This is a genomic window from Streptomyces sp. NPDC048650, assembly GCF_043199095.1.
GTDB lineage: Bacteria > Actinomycetota > Actinomycetes > Streptomycetales > Streptomycetaceae > Streptomyces.
Window position 1 is genome coordinate 41,969 of record NZ_JBICVM010000025.1, and the last position, 15,542, is coordinate 57,510.

Consider the following 15,542-nt stretch of genomic DNA (forward strand, 5'->3'; position numbering starts at 1 on the left):
CCCCGGCCGGCCCCTCATCCCGGCCCGGGTGCGGCGTCCCCGCCGCCGAGCCGCGCGTGATGGTCCCGGTAGTCGCGGTACGAGGGGAGGAGGCCCCGTCGTTCCGCGTCCGCGAGGGTGGGGGCGGCGGCGTCCTGCGCGGAGAGCAGCGGCTCGATGCCCTCGGGCCAGGCGATCGCCAGGTCGGGGTCGAGCGGACTGATCGTGTGGTCGAGCCGCGGGGCGTACCCGGTCGAGCACAGGTAGACGAGCGTGGTGCGGTCGGTCAGCGCGAAGAACGCCCTGCCCAGGCCCGCCGACACATACACGGCGGTGCGGTTGTGCTCGTCGACGGGTACCGCCTCCCACTGCCCGAACGTGGGCGAGCCGGTGCGGATGTCGACGACCACCTCCAGACCCGCGCCCTGCACACAGGCGCTGTACTTCGCCTGGCCGGGCGGCAGTCGGGTGAAGTGGACACCGCGCAGCGCACCGCGGCGGTTCACCGCGACGTTCGCCTGCGCGAGGGGCAGCGGGTGCCCGGTGGCGTGGCTGAACTGCTCGCTCCGGAACCACTCGTGGAACTCGCCGCGACGGTCGGGGTGCACCTCGGGCTCCACCACCCAGGCGCCCTCGATGCCGAGCGGGCGCATGACGCCCCTGTCCTCAGCCACCGTTGCGCCAGTAGGCACCCTGCCGGTCCACCTGATGGATCTCGTCGTGGATGCCCATGCGGTCCCGGAAGTCGTGAACGGCCTGTTGGCAGGCGGGGATGCAGTAGTCGTCGACGATGACGTAGCCGCCGGGCGACAACTTTGCGTACAGGTGGGTGAGGACGTCCATGGTGGCCCCGTACGAGTCGCCGTCGAGCCGCATGACCGCGAGCCGTTCGACCGGCGCGGTCGGCATGGTGTCCTTGAACCAGCCCGGCAGGAAGCGGACCCGGTCGTCCAGCAGCCCGTAGCGGTCGAAGTTCTCCTGCACGGCCTCCAGGGCGGTGGGCAGGCTCACTGCCTCGTTGTACTGGTGGAGGTCCATCTCGACGTCCATCGGGTGGTCGTCCGTCTCCGTCTTGGGGAACCCCTGGAAGGAGTCGGCGACCCACACCGTACGGTCCGTCACACCATGCGCCTTCAGCAGCCCGCGGGCGAAGATGCAGGCGCCGCCGCGCCACACACCGGTCTCGATGAAGTCGCCGGGCACACCGTCCCGCAGGACGTCCTCCAGACACCGGTGCAGGTTGTCCAGGCGCTTCATCCCGATCATCGTGTGGGCGACCACCGGGTAGTCCTCGCCGTTCTCGCGGGCGTCCCGGTCGAAACGGGCATCGGTGATGAGGCCCGCCGCATGCGTGGGATCCTCGTAGATCATGTTGGAGACGACCTTCTTGAGAAGGTCGAGGTAGAGATCTCGTCCGGCGGCGGTGGCGACTGTCAAGGAGATCCTCCAGCGAGAGGGGAGCACACCGGTGCCTGGCGGGTGCCCATGAGGGTTCCGACGCTAAGGACAGCGGACGGCGGAACGCCACTCTCCGGCCGATCCGTATGTCAGGTCGGCCATCACCCTGACCAGGCCCTCCGGTGCAACGGCCGTGCGGTGGCGGCGCGGTGCGGCCCGGCCCGCCGCGGACCCGCGCCGACCTGACGAAGATCGCGGGAGTTTCCTTGCCGCCCGTCGCGGCGGCGTGCTTCGTTGGGCCGGTCACGGCGGGTTGTGCGCCGTGCCGTCATCGATGACGTAAGGGGAGTCCGTTGAGCCCAGCACGTGCTGCCGATGCCGAGGCGCAGCAGGAGACCTCCTGGCCGATGGCCCGCACCTGCCCTTTCCAGCCGCCGGGCCGCTACGCCGAACTGCGCGCCACCACCCCGATCGCGTCGGCCCGCGTCTGGGACACGTCACAGACCTGGCTCATCACCCGGCAGGAGCACATGCGGGCGCTGCTCGCCGACCCCCGGGTCAGGATCGACCCCGCCAAGCTGCCGAGGCTGTCCCCGGCCGACGGCGAGGCCGAGGCGACCCGCTCCCTGCTGACTCTCGACGCCCCCGACCACGGAACGCTGCGCCGCGTCTTCATCCCCGAGTTCACCGTACGGCGGGTCCGCGCGATGCGGCCCGGCATCGAACGGATCGTGGACGGGCTGCTGGACCGCTTCGAGACCCTCGAACGCCCGGCGGACCTGGTCGCCGAACTCGCCCTGCCCATGTCCACCCTGGTCATCTGCGAGCTGCTCGGCGTGCCCTATGAGGACCACGAGTTCTTCCAGAGCCGCAGCGAACGCGCCACCCGGCTCATGGGGGACGAGGAGTCGATCACCGCGCTGCTGGAACTGCGGGACTACCTCGACCAGTTGATCACCACCATGGCACGAGCCGAGACCCCCGCCGGCGGAGTGCTCGGCGCCCTCGCGTCCCAGCGCCTGCGCACCGGCGAACTGACCCACGCGGACGTCCTGGACAACGCCGTGCTGCTGCTGGCCGCCGGACACGAGACCAGCGCCGCCATGACGGCGCTCAGCGTGTTGACGCTCCTCCAGCACCCGCAGGCATGGCAGGAACTGAGCGCGGATCCGGACCTGTTGCCCAACGCCGTCGAGGAACTCCTGCGCTACCTCACCGTCGCCGATGGACTGCGCCGCTCCGCCGCCGCCGACATCGAGCTGGACGGCCACACGATCCGGGCCGGTGACGGCCTGATCTTCCTGCTGGCTTCCGGCAATCGGGACGAGCACGTCTTCAGCTCCCCGGACGTCTTCGACATCCACCGCCCCGCCCGGCAGCAGATCGCCTTCGGCTACGGGCCCCACCAGTGCCTCGGCCAGAACCTGGCCCGGCTCGAACTGGAGATCACCCTCGGCGCGGTGCTCCGCCGGCTGCCCGAGCTGCGCCTCGCCACGGACGTCGACGCGCTCCGGGTGAAGGAGGACTCCGCCATCTTCGGGCTCCATTCGCTGCCCGTCACCTGGTGACGCGGCCACCGAAGTCACAGCGAACGAAGGACGCATGACATGCGTGTAGGCATCGCCAGGGACCTGTGCGTCGGCGCAGGCCAGTGCGAGCGGTCGGCCCCGGACGTCTTCGCCCAGGACGACGACGGGATCAGCCGTGCCCTGACCGAGACACCGACGGCCGAGCAGTGGCCCGCCGTCCAGGAGGCTGCCGCGCTCTGCCCGGTCGGTGCGGTCCTGATGGCCTCGGACCGGGCCACCCCGAGCGACCGGAGGCAGACGCCATGACGCGCGGCACCTGGGCCGGCCGGACCGTGCTGGTCACCGGCGCCCTGGGCTTCATCGGCTCCCACTTCGTCGAGCGACTCGCCGCCGAGGACGCGACAGTGATCGGCCTCTACCGAGGCGACCGGCCGTCCATCCGGTCGGAACTGGCCACCCTGGCAGGGGACCGGCTGCGGCTCGCCCGGGTCGATCTCGGCGACGAGCACGAGACCCGGGCCGCCTTCCGCTACCTGGCCCCGCACATCGATGCCGTCTTCCACTGCGCCGCTCTGGACGGCAACGCCCAGTACAAGCGGGAGCACTCGGCCGAGATCCTGGACGCCAACGTGCGCACCACGGCGAACCTCCTCAACTGCGCCCGCGAGGTCGACGTGGACAACGTCCTGCTGCTGAGCTCGTCCGAGGTGTACTGCGCACCTGACGCCTCCCCGGCGTCCGAGGACGAGGACGTCCGCCGCAGCCCGCAGTACACCGAGAACGGCTACGTCCTGTCCAAGATCTTCGGGGAGATCATCGCCGACCAACACCAGCGGCAGTTCGCCACCCGGCTCTTCCGGATCCGGCCGGGCAACGTGTACGGCCCCCGGGACAGCGCCGCCGGCGCCCACCACCGGGTGATCCCGAGCATGGTCGCCCGCGCGGCCGCCGGCGAGAAGATCGAGATCTGGGGAGACGGCAGCCAGACCCGCTCCTTCATCCACGCCGCCGACCTGGTGCGCTGCGTGCTCCAGGTGGTCGAGACCGGCAAGTACGAGGTGGTGAACATCGGTTCCGCGGAAGAGGTGTCGATCCTGGAGCTGGCCCATGAGGTGGCCACGGCTCTGGGCGTGCCGTCCCGCGTCAGCACGGACCCCTCCCGTCCCGCCGGCGCGCCGGTACGCAGGCTGGACCTCACCCGGATGCGCGAGGTGACCGATGTCGAGCCCCGGACGCTGCGCGCGGGGCTGGAGGACACCGTGCGCTGGTACCGACGCAACGAACGCCCACAACCGAAGTGACCGACCCACGACCTGGAAGGCTCTCCGTGGCCGAGAACACCGACCTCTCCCTCGTGCAGGACATCATCCGCGCAGCAGGGGGACACGCCGCGTCCCTCCGCGAACTGTCGGAACGCCATCCGGCGGACGCCGTTGCCAGGGTGCTCATCGACGAGGTCTGCTCGCGCTGCCCGGCCCCCGTCAACGAGGAGCCGGTGCTGGTCGAGTTCGTCGTGCGCACCGACGGCGAGCGGCTGCCCCACTGGCTCAGCGCCGTCAAGGACGCCCCCGTCCGTCCCGTCGCCCGGGGCGAGGACTTCGTGGCCATGCGGATCGAGTACGAACTTCCGGACCTGGTACGCGAGTTGTTCGGCCCCTCCCGGGAGAATCCCTCCGGCGTCCGGGAGACCACGCTGTTCCCCTACGCGGGCTCCGACGCCGCCGACCAGATCGGCCCCTACTTCCTGGCCGCCCAGCAGGCGACCGCGACCGTACTGGCCGGCTGCACCTCCGCCAAGCCCGACCTGAACGAGCTGACCTCCCGCTACCTCACCCCCAAGTGGGGCTCGCTGCACTGGTTCACCCCGCACTACGACCGCCACTTCCGGCCCTACCGTGACCAGGAGGTACGGGTCCTGGAGATCGGCATCGGCGGCTACCAGCACCCCGAGTGGGGCGGCGGGTCACTGCGGATGTGGAAGCACTTCTTCCACCGCGGGCTGATCCACGGCCTCGACATCGTCGACAAGTCGCACGCCGACGAGCAGCGCATCACCACCCTGATCGGCGACCAGAACGACCCGGACTGCCTCGCGGAGATCGCCGAGCGGTACGGGCCCTTCGACATCGTCATCGACGACGGCAGCCACATCAACCAGCATGTGCGCACGTCCTTCCACGCCCTCTTCCCCCATGTGCGCAACGGCGGCCTCTATGTCATCGAGGACCTGTGGACCGCCTACTGGCCCGGCTTCGGCGGGAACGAGGACCCGCGGCAGAGCGGCGCGACCAGCCTCGGCCTGCTCAAGTCCCTGATCGACAGCCTCCAGCACGAGGAACGGCCGCCCGAGCAGGGCCGTACCCCCAGCTATGCGGACCGCCATGTGACGGGCCTGCACGTCTACCACAACCTCGCCTTCATCGAGAAGGGCGCCAACGCTGAGGGCGGCATCCCGCCCTGGATCCCCCGCGACTTCGACTCCCTGGTGGCCGCATCGTCGGGAGGCGCCGCATGACCGCGTCCCACGACCGATGTTCGGACCACCGGCGCCGCACCGCCGCCGGGCCCCGGAGCGCGGCATGCGCATAGCACTGCTCACCATGGGCTCGCGCGGCGATGTGCAGCCCTTCGTGGCGCTGGGCGACGGGCTGCGCGCCCGCGGGCACCGGGTCGTGCTCGGCGCTCCCGACGCCCTGCGCCCCCTGGTCGAGCGGGCCGGCCTGGAACACCGCACCACCCCGGGCGATCCGGACGGGTTCTTCATCATGCCGGAGGTGGTCGAGGCCCTGCGCCGCAGTCCCTCGATGAGGAATCTGATCAAGGCTCTTCCGAAGGCTCCCGAAGGCTACGACCAGCAGGTGCTCGACGAGATCGAGACGGCCGCCGAGGACGTCGACCTCGTTGTGCACTCCCCGCTGACGGTGGCCGCCGCGTTCGGCACGTCCCGGACACCGTGGCTGTCCGCCTGCTGGTGGCCCGACACGGAGACCACCGCTTTCCCGGCGATCGAGTCCGGCCAGCGCGAAATGGGACCGCTCACCCCGCTGTACCACCACTACACGCATGTACGGGCCGCCGCCGAGGACTGGGTGTGGCGCGGCCCCGAGATCGACGAGTACCGTGCCCGGCGCGGCCTGCAGCCCTTCGGCGGCGACTCGCCCCTGCGCCGGCTCGGTCGCGATCAGCCCCACCTGTACCCGTTCAGCCCGAGCGTCCTGCCGAAGCCCGCCGACTGGCCTGGTCACTGCCATGTCACCGGGTACTGGTTCTGGGACGAGCCGGGGTGGGAGCCGCCCGCCGGGCTGGAGGACTTCCTGGCCGCGGGCAAGCCGCCCGTCGCGCTCACCCTGGGCAGCACCTGGCCGGTGCACCGCCAGGAGGAGACCCTCCGGTACGCCATCGACGCGGCGCGCGGCGCCGGGCGCCGGCTCGTGGTGGTCGGCGGCCCGGACGGGGCGCTGCCCGACGACGTCTTCCGGCTCTCCGGTGCGGACTACTCGTGGCTGTTCCCGCGTACCGCCGCCGTGATCCACCACGGCGGGTTCGGTACCACGGCCGAGGTGCTGCGCGCGGGCGTGCCCCATGTCATCGTGCCGGTATTCGCGGACCATCCCTTCTGGGCGGCCCGGTTGTTCCGGGCCGGGCTCGGCGGCCCGCCGGTGCCCATGCGCCGGATGAACCGGCAGGAGCTCGCCGCGAGCGTCCTGCAGGCGGCGACCGACCCTGCCGTGGCCGCGCGGGCCCGGCGGCTCGGGAAGGCCGTGGCGGCCGAGCGCGGAGTCGACGCCGCATGCGACGTCGTCGAGAAGTGGGCCGCGGCCAAGGGAGTCATTACGGCCGCCGGCTGACGCACGCCGAACGCCGCGGTCCCCGGCAGGGTCACCCCCGCCGGGGACCGCGGCGTCTACCGGCGCACCGTCAGAGAGCCCTGCCGCGGCGCTCCCCGGCCAGTGCTCGCCCCGCGTTCGTCGCGGAGGTCACACCCGCGGCCGGTACGCGGTCAGTGTCACGGAGAGTGTCACACTGCAGGGCTCGGGCAGCAGCGCGATGCGCTCCGCCAACTGCCCGCCGTCCTGGTGCCAGGCGTTGGGGCCCATCCCGACCAGCTGCGGCAGGACCTTGTGGTCCAGGGGCATGGTGTGCCGCGACTCCTCCCGGGCCACTTCGGTGAAGTGTGCTGCGAACCGGTCGGCCAGGCGCTCGTCCTTCTGCTCGCCGACCCGCAGCAGCCCGAGGGTGGTCACCAGCTCCCGCAAGTGGTCGGGCCGGGGCGTGACCACGAGAAGAACGCCCTCCGGACGCAGGATCCGGCGCAGCTCGGCCGGGTTGCGCGGCGCGAAGACGTTGAGGACCACCGACGCGGTGCCGTCGCCGAGCGGCAGCCGGTCCCAGGCGTCGGCCACCACCGCGCTGATCAGGGGGTGCGCCCGTGCGGCCCGGCGGGCGGCGAACTTGGAGATGTCGAGCAGGACGCCCTCGGAGCGCGGGAACTCCGACACCACCCGCGCATGGTAGTAACCCGTGCCGCCGCCGATGTCGACGACGCAGCCGGGGTCACCGGACGCCGGCTGCGGTGCCGTCTCGCGTGCCAGCGCGGCCAACGACTCGGCGATCGGCGCGTAGTGACCGGCGGCGAGGAACTCGGCGCGGGCCGCGACCATGTCGGCGGTGTCCGCGCTGAACTTGACGGCCCCGCGGAGCAGGTTCACATAGCCCTGCTTCGCCACGTCGAAGCTGTGCCCCAGGGCGCAACCGAGCGCACCGTCCGTCATCGTCAACGTGTCGGAACAGTGCGGACACCGCAGATATCGCACTGCCTCATTGCGCATGGTGTCCCCTTGTTCCTCTGCTGTCGTGACAGAAGTCCAGCCTAATCAATGCTCCTCACGTGCCGCTTCGGGGCTGCCGGGCGGGGCTGCCGGGCGCCGGTGGATCAGTACAGCGTGTGGGCGCAGGCCACCAGGGTGCGCAGCTCGATGTTGAGGTAGTTGCCGTGCGCCAGCAGGCCGGTGAGCTGAGAGAGCGTCAGCCAGGCGTAGTCGTCGGGCACGTCCTGGGGGAAGTCCGACGGCGCCTCCACGATCACGTAGCGGTTCTGCGCGTGGAAGAAGCGCCCGCCCTCCTCGGACTGCACGGCGTCATAGCGGAACCGGTCCGTGGGCGCGTTCAGCACCTCGTCCAGGTACGGCGGGTACGTGTCCCCGTCCGGGCCGGAGAGCTCCGACGGCCGGCACTGGACGGTGGGGGCCAGCTCGGCGACGTTCAGGTGCCCGACGTCCACCCGCGCCTGGACGAGCGCGTGCAGGACGCCGTCGAACGGCCGCACCAGCAGCGCCATCAGGCCCGGCGTTCGCGGCTCGATCAGCGGCTGCGTCCAGGAGGCGACCTCCCGGCTGCTCGCGGTGACCTCCGCGGCCATGACCCGGAAGTGCCGTCCGCTCTCGTGCGCGATCTCCTGCCGGGTGCGGTACCAGCCGTTTGCCGTCACCGAGTTCAGCGGTACCCGGTTCTGCACCAACTCCCGCACGGCCCGGACTCCGGTGAACCACATGAGGACCTGGGCCGTGTCGTGCCGTGCCCGGGACGGCGAACCGAAGAAGGACCGGCCGACGGGGGACGCCGCGGCAGCATCGGCGTCCGCCGTGGGCAGGCACGCCAGAATGGACCGGGCATCCATGTTGACCACGTTGTCCAGCAGCAACAGCCGGCGTATCTGCCCCAGCGTCATCCAGCGGAAGTCCTCGCCGGTGTCGACGGCGTCGTCCGGCGCCAGCTCGACGATCATGTTCCGGTTGCGCTTGGCCAGGAACCACTCGGCCTGCTCCGACTGGAGGGAGTCCACCAGCACGCGCGCGCGTCCGGGCTCCATGAACAGGTCCAGGAACCGGATGTCGCGCCCCTTGTGGACCTTGGTGAAGTTGCTGCGGGTGGCCTGGACCGTGGGGGAGACCTGAAGGACGTTGACGTTGCCCGGCTCCATCTTGGCCTGCATCAGAAAGTGCAGGACACCGTCGATCTCTCGAGCCACGATGCCCAGCAGCCCCACCTCCGGCTGCACGATGATCGGCTGCGACCAGCCCCGCTCGGGAGTCCGATCCGTGCGGACGTGCAGCCCCTCGACGGAGAAGAAGCGGCCCGAGGCGTGGTGGAGATTGCCCGTGTCCGGGTGGAAGCTCCAGCCGCGCAGCTCGTCCAGGGGGATGCGCGTCACGTCGAAGCGTCCCGCGCGCAGGAGTTCGGTCAGCCAGTCGGAGATCCCCTCGAACGGCGTGACCGGGCTGTCGAGGGTCCGTGCCGAGACGAGGACCCGGCGCGCCGTGTCCACCGGGTCGGCGGGACGGGCCGCGTGCGCACGGCCGCTCGAGGCGGGAGTGGCGGCCGGGTGCCCGGCCGCTCGGTCGGCGAGCGCCCGGTCGAGGGTCCGGCACACCTCGTCGATCCGGTCGTTCAGATAGAAGTGACCGCCGGGGAAGGTATGCAGGGCGAAGGGGCCCGTGGTCAGCTCCCGCCACGCCATCGCCTCCTCCAGCGGGACGTTCGGATCCCGGTCCCCGGTGAGCACCGTGACCGGACAGTCCAGGGCGGGGCCGGGGACGTACTGGTAGGTGCCCGCCGCGCGGTAGTCGTTGCGGATCGCGGGCAGCGCCATGCGGACCAGTTCCTCGTCCTGGAGGACGGCGGCGTCGGTGCCTTCGAGCTTGGCGATCTCCGCGATCAGTGCGTCGTCGTCGAGGAGGTGGGCGACGTCCCGCCGGGGCACCGTCGGCGCGCGGCGGCCCGACAACAGCAGATGGACCGGGCCCGCCCCGGTGTCCCGCAGCCGACGCGCGACCTCGTAGGCGACCGTGGCGCCCATGCTGTGCCCGAACAGCGCGAACGGGCGGTCGGCCCAGCGCCGCAACTCCGGCAGCACCTGCTCGACCAGCGCGGCGACGGACGGGACCAACGGCTCGTGCCGGCGGTCCTGGCGGCCCGGGTACTGCACCGCCAGCACCTCCACCGTCTCGTCCAGGCCGCGGGCGAGGGACAGGTAGGACGTGGCGGCCCCACCGGCGTGCGGAAAGCACACCAGGCGCAGCTCCGGATCCCCCACCGGGCGGTAACGGCGGAACCACAGGCTCTCGTCCGAGGATCCGGCCGGCGACGGGGCGGCGGGAACGGATGGTGCGGAACGGGTACTCACGTGATGCAGCTCCTCGCGGTCGGCGGACCGCTGTCCGAAACGGTGCGGCGGGGTGGGGGAGTCGAGGCGGGGACGATCGCGGTCAGTCCGGGCGCCGGGCCTCCTGCGCCGCCTTCTTCAGCGGCTCCCACCACGAGCGGTTCTCTGCGTACCAGCGCACGGTGTCGGCCAGACCCGTCGCGAAGCCGGTGCGTGGGGCGTACCCCAGCTCTCCCGCGATCTTGCCGATGTCCAGCGCGTAGCGCAGGTCGTGCCCCGGCCGGTCGGTGACATGGCGTACGGACGAAGCATCGGCGTCGCACAGCCCCAGCAGCCGCTCCGTCAGCTCCCGGTTGGTCAGCTCGGTACCGCCGCCGATGTGGTACACCTCGCCGGGGCGGCCCCCGGTCGCCACGAGCCGGATCCCCTGGCAGTGGTCGTCCACGTGCAGCCAGTCCCGGCTGTTGCCGCCGTCGCTGTACAGCGGCACCGTCAGGCCGTCCATCAGATTGGTGGCGAAGAGCGGTATGACCTTCTCCGGGTGCTGGTACGGGCCGTAGTTGTTGGAGCAGCGGGTCACGACGACCGGCAGCCCGTAGGTCCGGTGGTAGGCCAGGGCCAGGAGGTCCGACGCCGCCTTGGAGGCGGCATAGGGGGAGTTCGGCGCCAACGGCTGGTCCTCGCGCCACGCTCCCTCGGCGATCGAGCCGTACACCTCGTCCGTGGAGACATGGACGAACCGGCCGACCCCCGCCTCCACCGCGGCCTGCAACAGCGTCTGGGTACCCCCCACGTTCGTCTCGACGAACGCCGACGCGTCGGCGATGGAGCGGTCCACATGGGACTCCGCGGCGAAGTGGACCACGATGTCCGTACCCCGCACGACCCGGCCCATCGCGTCCGCGTCCCGGATGTCGGCGTGCACGAACTCCAGGGCCGGATGGCCCGCGACGGGGTCCAGGTTGGCGAGATTGCCGGCGTAGGTCAGCTTGTCCACCACCACCGTCCGCGCCCCGGCCAGGTCCGGGTACGCCCCGGTCAGCAGTTGTCTGACGAAATGCGAGCCGATGAAGCCCGCACCTCCGGTGACCAGCAGACGCATGGGAGCACGGACCTTTCTTCCACGGACGGGGAGGAGAACGACAAGCGGGACGGGCGGGGGAACCGACGGCCGGAAGACGGCGGACTACGCGGCCGGGCCGGCGGTGTGCGCCGCCGCCACATCCATCAAATACCTTCCGTAGCTGGAGCTCTCCAGCTCGCGGCCGAGCTCGTGGCACTGCTGGGGGCTGATGAACCCCTTCCGCAGCGCGATCTCCTCGACACAGGAGATCCGCACACCCTGCCGCTGCTCGAGAAGCTGGACGTACTGGCCCGCCTGGAGCAACGAGCTGTGCGTGCCCATGTCCAGCCAGGCGAAGCCCCGCCCCAGCTCGGTCATCCGGGCCCGGCCCTGGTCCAGGTACACCTTGTTGACGTCGGTGATCTCCAGCTCGCCCCGCGAGGACGGCGTCAGCCGCCGGGCGATGTCCACCACGCCGTTGTCGTAGAGATACAGACCCGTCACAGCCAGGTTCGAGCGGGGCCGCTCCGGCTTCTCCTCCAGCGACAGCAGGCGGCCCCCGGCGTCGACCTCGCCGACGCCGTAGCGCCGAGCGTCCTTCACCGGATAGCCGAACAGCTCACAGCCGTCCAGCCGCGCCACCGAGGCGGCCAGCACGGAGGAGAACCCCGGGCCGTGGAAGACGTTGTCCCCCAGGATGAGCGCCACCGGACCGTCACCGATGTGCTCCTCGCCGATGAGGAACGCCTCGGCGATACCCCGGGGCTCCTCCTGCTCGGCGTAGTCGACGCGGATCCCGATCCGGCTGCCGTCACCCAGCAGCGATCGGAACATCTCCAGGTGCGCCTTCGAGGTGATGATCTGGATATCCCGGATCCCCGCCAGCATGAGCACGGACAGCGGGTAGTAGATCATGGGCTTGTCGTACACCGGCAGCAGCTGCTTGGACAGCGCCCCGGTCAGGGGGCGCAGACGGGTGCCGCTGCCGCCGGCCAGGATGATGCCTTTCATGGGCCGCCGGTCCGCAAGAGTCGTCATCATGGAGTGGTCCCCCCGGTCAGGTGCGTGTCACCTGAACGGGAAGGTGGCGAGCGGTGAGCTGATCCGCGTCGTAGAACTCCACCCCGTCGTGGTCGATGCGGCAGTCGCTGAATTCGTCCAGGACGAGGCCGAGGAACACCTTGGCTTCCTGCCGGGCGAGGAACGCCCCCAGGCAGTGGTGGATTCCATGGCCGAACGCCATGTGCTTGTTTCCCGTGCGGCGGATGTCGAACCGGTCAGGTTCGGGGAAATGGGCGGCGTCACGATTGGCCGAGGCACTCCAGGCGACCACCATCTGGTTTGCCTTCATGGGGTGCCCGAGAATGTCTGTGTCCTCCTTCAGCAACCGGAAGATGTTGTTGAAGGGGCTGCGATAGCGCAGCGTTTCCTCGATGACCCCGGGAATGAGGGAACGGTCGGCCCGTACTTCGGCCAGGGATTCGGGATGCTCGTCCAGGACGATGAACAGGTTTCCGAGCAGAGTGGCGCTCGAAATATGCCCCGCGGTCAGGAGCAGCGCCACGATGTTCACGATCTGCTCGTCCGTGAGCCGCTGACCCTCGGCCTCGGCCTCGATGAGCCCGCTCATCAGGTCGTCCGCCGGTTCGGCCCGCTTCTTCGCGATCTGCGCATACAGGTAGTCCGACCACTCCTTGATGGCCGGACCCATCGTCTCCGCGAAATCGTCCGGAAGGTTCGGGTATTCCAGTCCCTCGTTGTTGAGGATGACGTCCACCCATTCCCGGAACAGGTCCCGGTCCTCGGCGGGAATGCCCAGCAGCTCGGCGATGACGATCACGGGCAGCGGATAGGCGAGGTCGGTCACCACATCCAGCCGGTCCCGGTCCTTCAGGCCCGCCAGGAGCCCACGGCAGATGTCCGAGATCCGCGACTCCACCCGGGCGATACGGCGCGGGGTGAACGCCTGCGAGACCAGCTTGCGCAAGGGCCCGTGCCGGGGCGGGTCGATGCCGCCGAAGGTCCCCGGACCCATCAGCAGGGCCAGCTCCTCGGGTACCGGGAACACCGGCGAGAAGTCCGAGGAGAACACCTGGGGGTTGGTGGACACCGTGAGGTAGTCCTCGTAGCGGAAGACCTGCCACGCCTGACGGGACTCGTCCCAGAACACCGGCGCCTCCGCTCGGCCGCGGGCGAACCACGCCAGCAGCTGCCGCGCATCGGCGTCCGCCGGCTGGGCGAGTGGATGGACGGACGGCTCCGTTCCCGAATCTGCTGCGGTGTCCCTGGTCTGCGTCGTCATCTCGACTCTCTCGTGGGGGCTGGAATCTTTCGGCCGGGGCCAGAGACCGGCGGCAGTCCGGAAAACGCCGCGGAGCGAAGCGCGGAAGCGACCCAGTGGTCAACGTAGGGAATTGCAGGAGGGCGGCCCGGCCACATCCACTGCCTTGCCTGTCCGGCAATGCAATGCCACGCCATGTGCCATGTCGATAGGTCATTCGCTCATTGCCGAGTGAATGTCGTGCAATGCCGAGAAAGTTAGACGGCGGCCTTCTCGGTCCGCAAGACGGGACCTGACATAGTGCCCAGGGCGCTTTCCACCAGGAGCGATGACGGTAATCCGACCCCGCGGGCGACCTGACACAGTTGCCGGACAACTGTCGAGTCACCGTCCCAACCGGAGGTTGGCTGGCGGAGTTGAAGGTCGGCTCGGTGCCCCGGACTCCCTACCCTCACGCCCCTCCCTCAAGCGGACACCGGCACATCGCGCCACTCGCTATGGCTTTGGCTACGGAGACTTGATGAACGCGGAATTCGGTGTGAAGTCCAACGGCGATGACAGCAACGGCGACGGAGCCGCCATCGCGGTCATCGGCATGTCGTGCCGCCTTCCCGGTGCCGACACCGTGGACGAGTTCTGGGAACTGCTGCGCACCGGCCGCAACGAGGTCACCCGGCGACCGGACGGCACCTGGCGGGCGGCCTTGGCCGACCACGGCGGCTTCGACGCCGCGTTCTTCGGCATGTCCCCGGCCCAGGCCGCCGCGGCCGACCCCCAGCACCGCCTCCTGCTCGAACTCGGCTGGGAGGCCCTGGAGCACGCCGGCCTCGCCCCCGACCGGCTCGCGGGCACCGACACCGGCGTCTTCGCCGGCATTGCCTCCGACGACTACGCCACCCTCGTGCACCGCTCCGGTACGGAATCCGGCGCCCACACCGCCACCGGCCTGCACCGCGCCCTCGCACCCAACCGCCTGTCCTACCTCCTGGGCCTGCGCGGCCCCAGCATCGCGGTCGACACGGCCCAGTCGTCGTCCCTCGTCGCCGTGCACCTCGCCTGCGACAGCCTGCGACGCGGGGAGAGCACACTCGCCGTCGTCGGCGGCGTGCACCTCGTCCTGGCCGACGAGAGCACCACCGTCATGGAAAAGATGGGTGCCCTTTCCCCGGACGGCCAGTGCCACACCTTCGACGCCCGCGCCAACGGATACGTACGGGGTGAGGGCGGTGCCGCGCTCGTCCTCAAACCCCTGAGCAAGGCCGTCGAGGACGGCGACCGCATCCACTGCGTCCTCAAGGGCGGTGCGGTCAACAACGACGGCGGCGGAGACAGCCTGACCACGCCGCACCGCCAGGCCCAGGAAGCGCTGCTCCGCGCCGCCTACGCACACACCGGTACCCGGCCGGAGACCGTCCGGTACGTCGAACTGCACGGCCCCGGCACCAGGGCCGGCGACCCGGTGGAGGCCGCCGCCCTCGGCACCGTCCTGGGCGCCGCCCGCGCCGAAGTCGGCGCCTCGCCCCTCGCGGTGGGCTCCGTCAAGACGAACATCGGGCACTTGGAAGGCGCGGCGGGCATCGTCGGTCTCCTGAAGGCCGCACTGTGCGTACGGGAAGCAATGCTCCCGCCCAGCCTCAACTACCGCACACCACACCCGGACATCCCCCTGGAACGGCTGCACTTGGGCGTGCAGACGGCCCTGGACCCCTGGACGGAGGCCCCGGGCAAGCGGCGCGTCGCCGGTGTGTCCTCCTTCGGTATGGGAGGGACGAATGCGCATGTGGTGTTGGAGCAGGCGCCGGAGGAGTTGGAGGAGTCGCCGAGTGAGCTGGAGTTGGCGCCGTTTGTGGGTGCTGTTCCGGTGGTGGTGTCGGGGGTTTCGGGGGCCGCGTTGGATGCGGGTCTGGCACGTCTGGCTTCGCGTGTGGGGGCTGATGGTGGGTTGGGTGTGGGTGATGTGGGGTGGTCGGCTGCGCATCGTTCGGTGTTTGGGCATCGTGCGGTGGTGGTGGCGTCGGACCCGCAGGAGCTGATGCAGGGGCTCAGGGCGCCGCTGGTCGCGGGTGTTGCGGGGTCGGTGGGTCGGTTGGTGTTGGTGTTTCCTGGTCAGGGGACGCAGTGGGTGGGTAT

The 15,542-nt window shown here is 70.4% G+C and carries 13 protein-coding genes; 6 read left to right on the forward strand and 7 right to left on the reverse strand.

Going from position 1 to position 15,542, the window contains the following annotated elements; genetic code table 11:
• Positions 1 to 14: 14 nt before the first annotated feature.
• Both ACGFML_RS37280 and ACGFML_RS37285 read right to left on the reverse strand, forming a co-directional pair.
• Complete coding sequence (locus ACGFML_RS37280; RefSeq protein WP_393550280.1) at positions 15 to 632, reverse strand: dTDP-4-dehydrorhamnose 3,5-epimerase family protein; 618 nt, start codon at positions 630 to 632, stop codon at positions 15 to 17.
• Positions 633 to 645: 13 nt separating this feature from the next.
• On the reverse strand, positions 646 to 1,416 hold the full coding sequence (locus tag ACGFML_RS37285; protein ID WP_393550255.1) for a TylF/MycF family methyltransferase: 771 nt from the start codon (positions 1,414 to 1,416) through the stop codon (positions 646 to 648).
• A gap of 314 nt (positions 1,417 to 1,730) precedes the next feature.
• Here ACGFML_RS37285 and ACGFML_RS37290 point away from each other — a divergent pair, with 314 nt between their 5' ends.
• The 5 genes from ACGFML_RS37290 (at position 1,731) to ACGFML_RS37310 (ending at position 6,754) form a co-directional block, all read left to right on the forward strand.
• Positions 1,731 to 2,945: a cytochrome P450 gene (locus tag ACGFML_RS37290; RefSeq protein WP_393550257.1), complete on the forward strand. Its 1,215-nt coding sequence runs from the start codon at positions 1,731 to 1,733 to the stop codon at positions 2,943 to 2,945.
• Between the two features lie 39 nt (positions 2,946 to 2,984).
• Entirely contained in the window at positions 2,985 to 3,212 is a 228-nt protein-coding gene (locus ACGFML_RS37295) for a ferredoxin (RefSeq protein ID WP_393550259.1), read from the forward strand.
• A complete protein-coding gene (locus ACGFML_RS37300; protein WP_393550261.1) occupies positions 3,209 to 4,207 on the forward strand; it encodes an NAD-dependent epimerase/dehydratase family protein in 999 nt (332 codons plus the stop codon). The genes ACGFML_RS37295 and ACGFML_RS37300 overlap by 4 nt, the downstream gene beginning before the upstream one ends.
• Before the next feature lie 26 nt (positions 4,208 to 4,233).
• On the forward strand, positions 4,234 to 5,421 hold the full coding sequence (locus ACGFML_RS37305) for a hypothetical protein (RefSeq protein WP_393550263.1): 1,188 nt from the start codon (positions 4,234 to 4,236) through the stop codon (positions 5,419 to 5,421).
• A 64-nt stretch (positions 5,422 to 5,485) separates the two neighbouring features.
• Complete coding sequence (locus ACGFML_RS37310; RefSeq protein ID WP_393550265.1) at positions 5,486 to 6,754, forward strand: glycosyltransferase; 1,269 nt, start codon at positions 5,486 to 5,488, stop codon at positions 6,752 to 6,754.
• 129 nt (positions 6,755 to 6,883) lie between these two features.
• On the opposite strand, the gene ACGFML_RS37315 is transcribed toward ACGFML_RS37310, so the two are convergent.
• The 5 genes from ACGFML_RS37315 to ACGFML_RS37335 all read right to left on the reverse strand — a co-directional run bounded on the left by ACGFML_RS37315 (position 6,884) and on the right by ACGFML_RS37335 (position 13,433).
• The gene (locus ACGFML_RS37315; RefSeq protein WP_393550266.1) at positions 6,884 to 7,735 is read right to left on the reverse strand and encodes a putative RNA methyltransferase; all 852 of its coding nucleotides are present in this window, start codon (positions 7,733 to 7,735) and stop codon (positions 6,884 to 6,886) included.
• 104 nt (positions 7,736 to 7,839) lie between these two features.
• Positions 7,840 to 10,089: an alpha/beta fold hydrolase gene (locus ACGFML_RS37320; RefSeq protein ID WP_393550268.1), complete on the reverse strand. Its 2,250-nt coding sequence runs from the start codon at positions 10,087 to 10,089 to the stop codon at positions 7,840 to 7,842.
• Positions 10,090 to 10,171: 82 nt separating this feature from the next.
• Positions 10,172 to 11,170, reverse strand: a complete 999-nt coding sequence (gene rfbB, locus ACGFML_RS37325; RefSeq protein WP_393550270.1) for a dTDP-glucose 4,6-dehydratase — start codon at positions 11,168 to 11,170, stop codon at positions 10,172 to 10,174.
• An 84-nt stretch (positions 11,171 to 11,254) separates the two neighbouring features.
• The gene (gene rfbA, locus ACGFML_RS37330) at positions 11,255 to 12,142 is read right to left on the reverse strand and encodes a glucose-1-phosphate thymidylyltransferase RfbA (RefSeq protein ID WP_393550272.1); all 888 of its coding nucleotides are present in this window, start codon (positions 12,140 to 12,142) and stop codon (positions 11,255 to 11,257) included.
• 46 nt (positions 12,143 to 12,188) lie between these two features.
• Positions 12,189 to 13,433, reverse strand: coding sequence for a cytochrome P450 (locus ACGFML_RS37335; RefSeq protein ID WP_393550274.1), 1,245 nt, complete (start codon positions 13,431 to 13,433; stop codon positions 12,189 to 12,191).
• 499 nt (positions 13,434 to 13,932) lie between these two features.
• Between ACGFML_RS37335 and ACGFML_RS37340 the strand changes: the two genes are divergently transcribed.
• Positions 13,933 to 15,542 (forward strand): beta-ketoacyl synthase N-terminal-like domain-containing protein (locus ACGFML_RS37340; protein WP_393550276.1); only part of this gene is annotated, 1,610 nt, incomplete at its 3' end.

Bases quoted from the DNA above. Each gene is read 5' to 3' on its own strand.
- ACGFML_RS37280 (WP_393550280.1), bottom strand. From the start codon at position 632: ATGCGCCCGCTCGGCATCGAGGGCGCCTGGGTGGTGGAGCCCGAGGTG.
- ACGFML_RS37295 (WP_393550259.1), top strand. From the start codon at position 2,985: ATGCGTGTAGGCATCGCCAGGGACCTGTGCGTCGGCGCAGGCCAGTGC.
- ACGFML_RS37300 (WP_393550261.1), top strand. From the start codon at position 3,209: ATGACGCGCGGCACCTGGGCCGGCCGGACCGTGCTGGTCACCGGCGCC.
- ACGFML_RS37310 (WP_393550265.1), top strand. From the start codon at position 5,486: ATGCGCATAGCACTGCTCACCATGGGCTCGCGCGGCGATGTGCAGCCC.
- ACGFML_RS37315 (WP_393550266.1), bottom strand. From the start codon at position 7,735: ATGCGCAATGAGGCAGTGCGATATCTGCGGTGTCCGCACTGTTCCGAC.
- rfbB (WP_393550270.1), bottom strand. From the start codon at position 11,170: ATGCGTCTGCTGGTCACCGGAGGTGCGGGCTTCATCGGCTCGCATTTC.
- rfbA (WP_393550272.1), bottom strand. From the start codon at position 12,142: ATGAAAGGCATCATCCTGGCCGGCGGCAGCGGCACCCGTCTGCGCCCC.
- ACGFML_RS37335 (WP_393550274.1), bottom strand. From the start codon at position 13,433: ATGACGACGCAGACCAGGGACACCGCAGCAGATTCGGGAACGGAGCCG.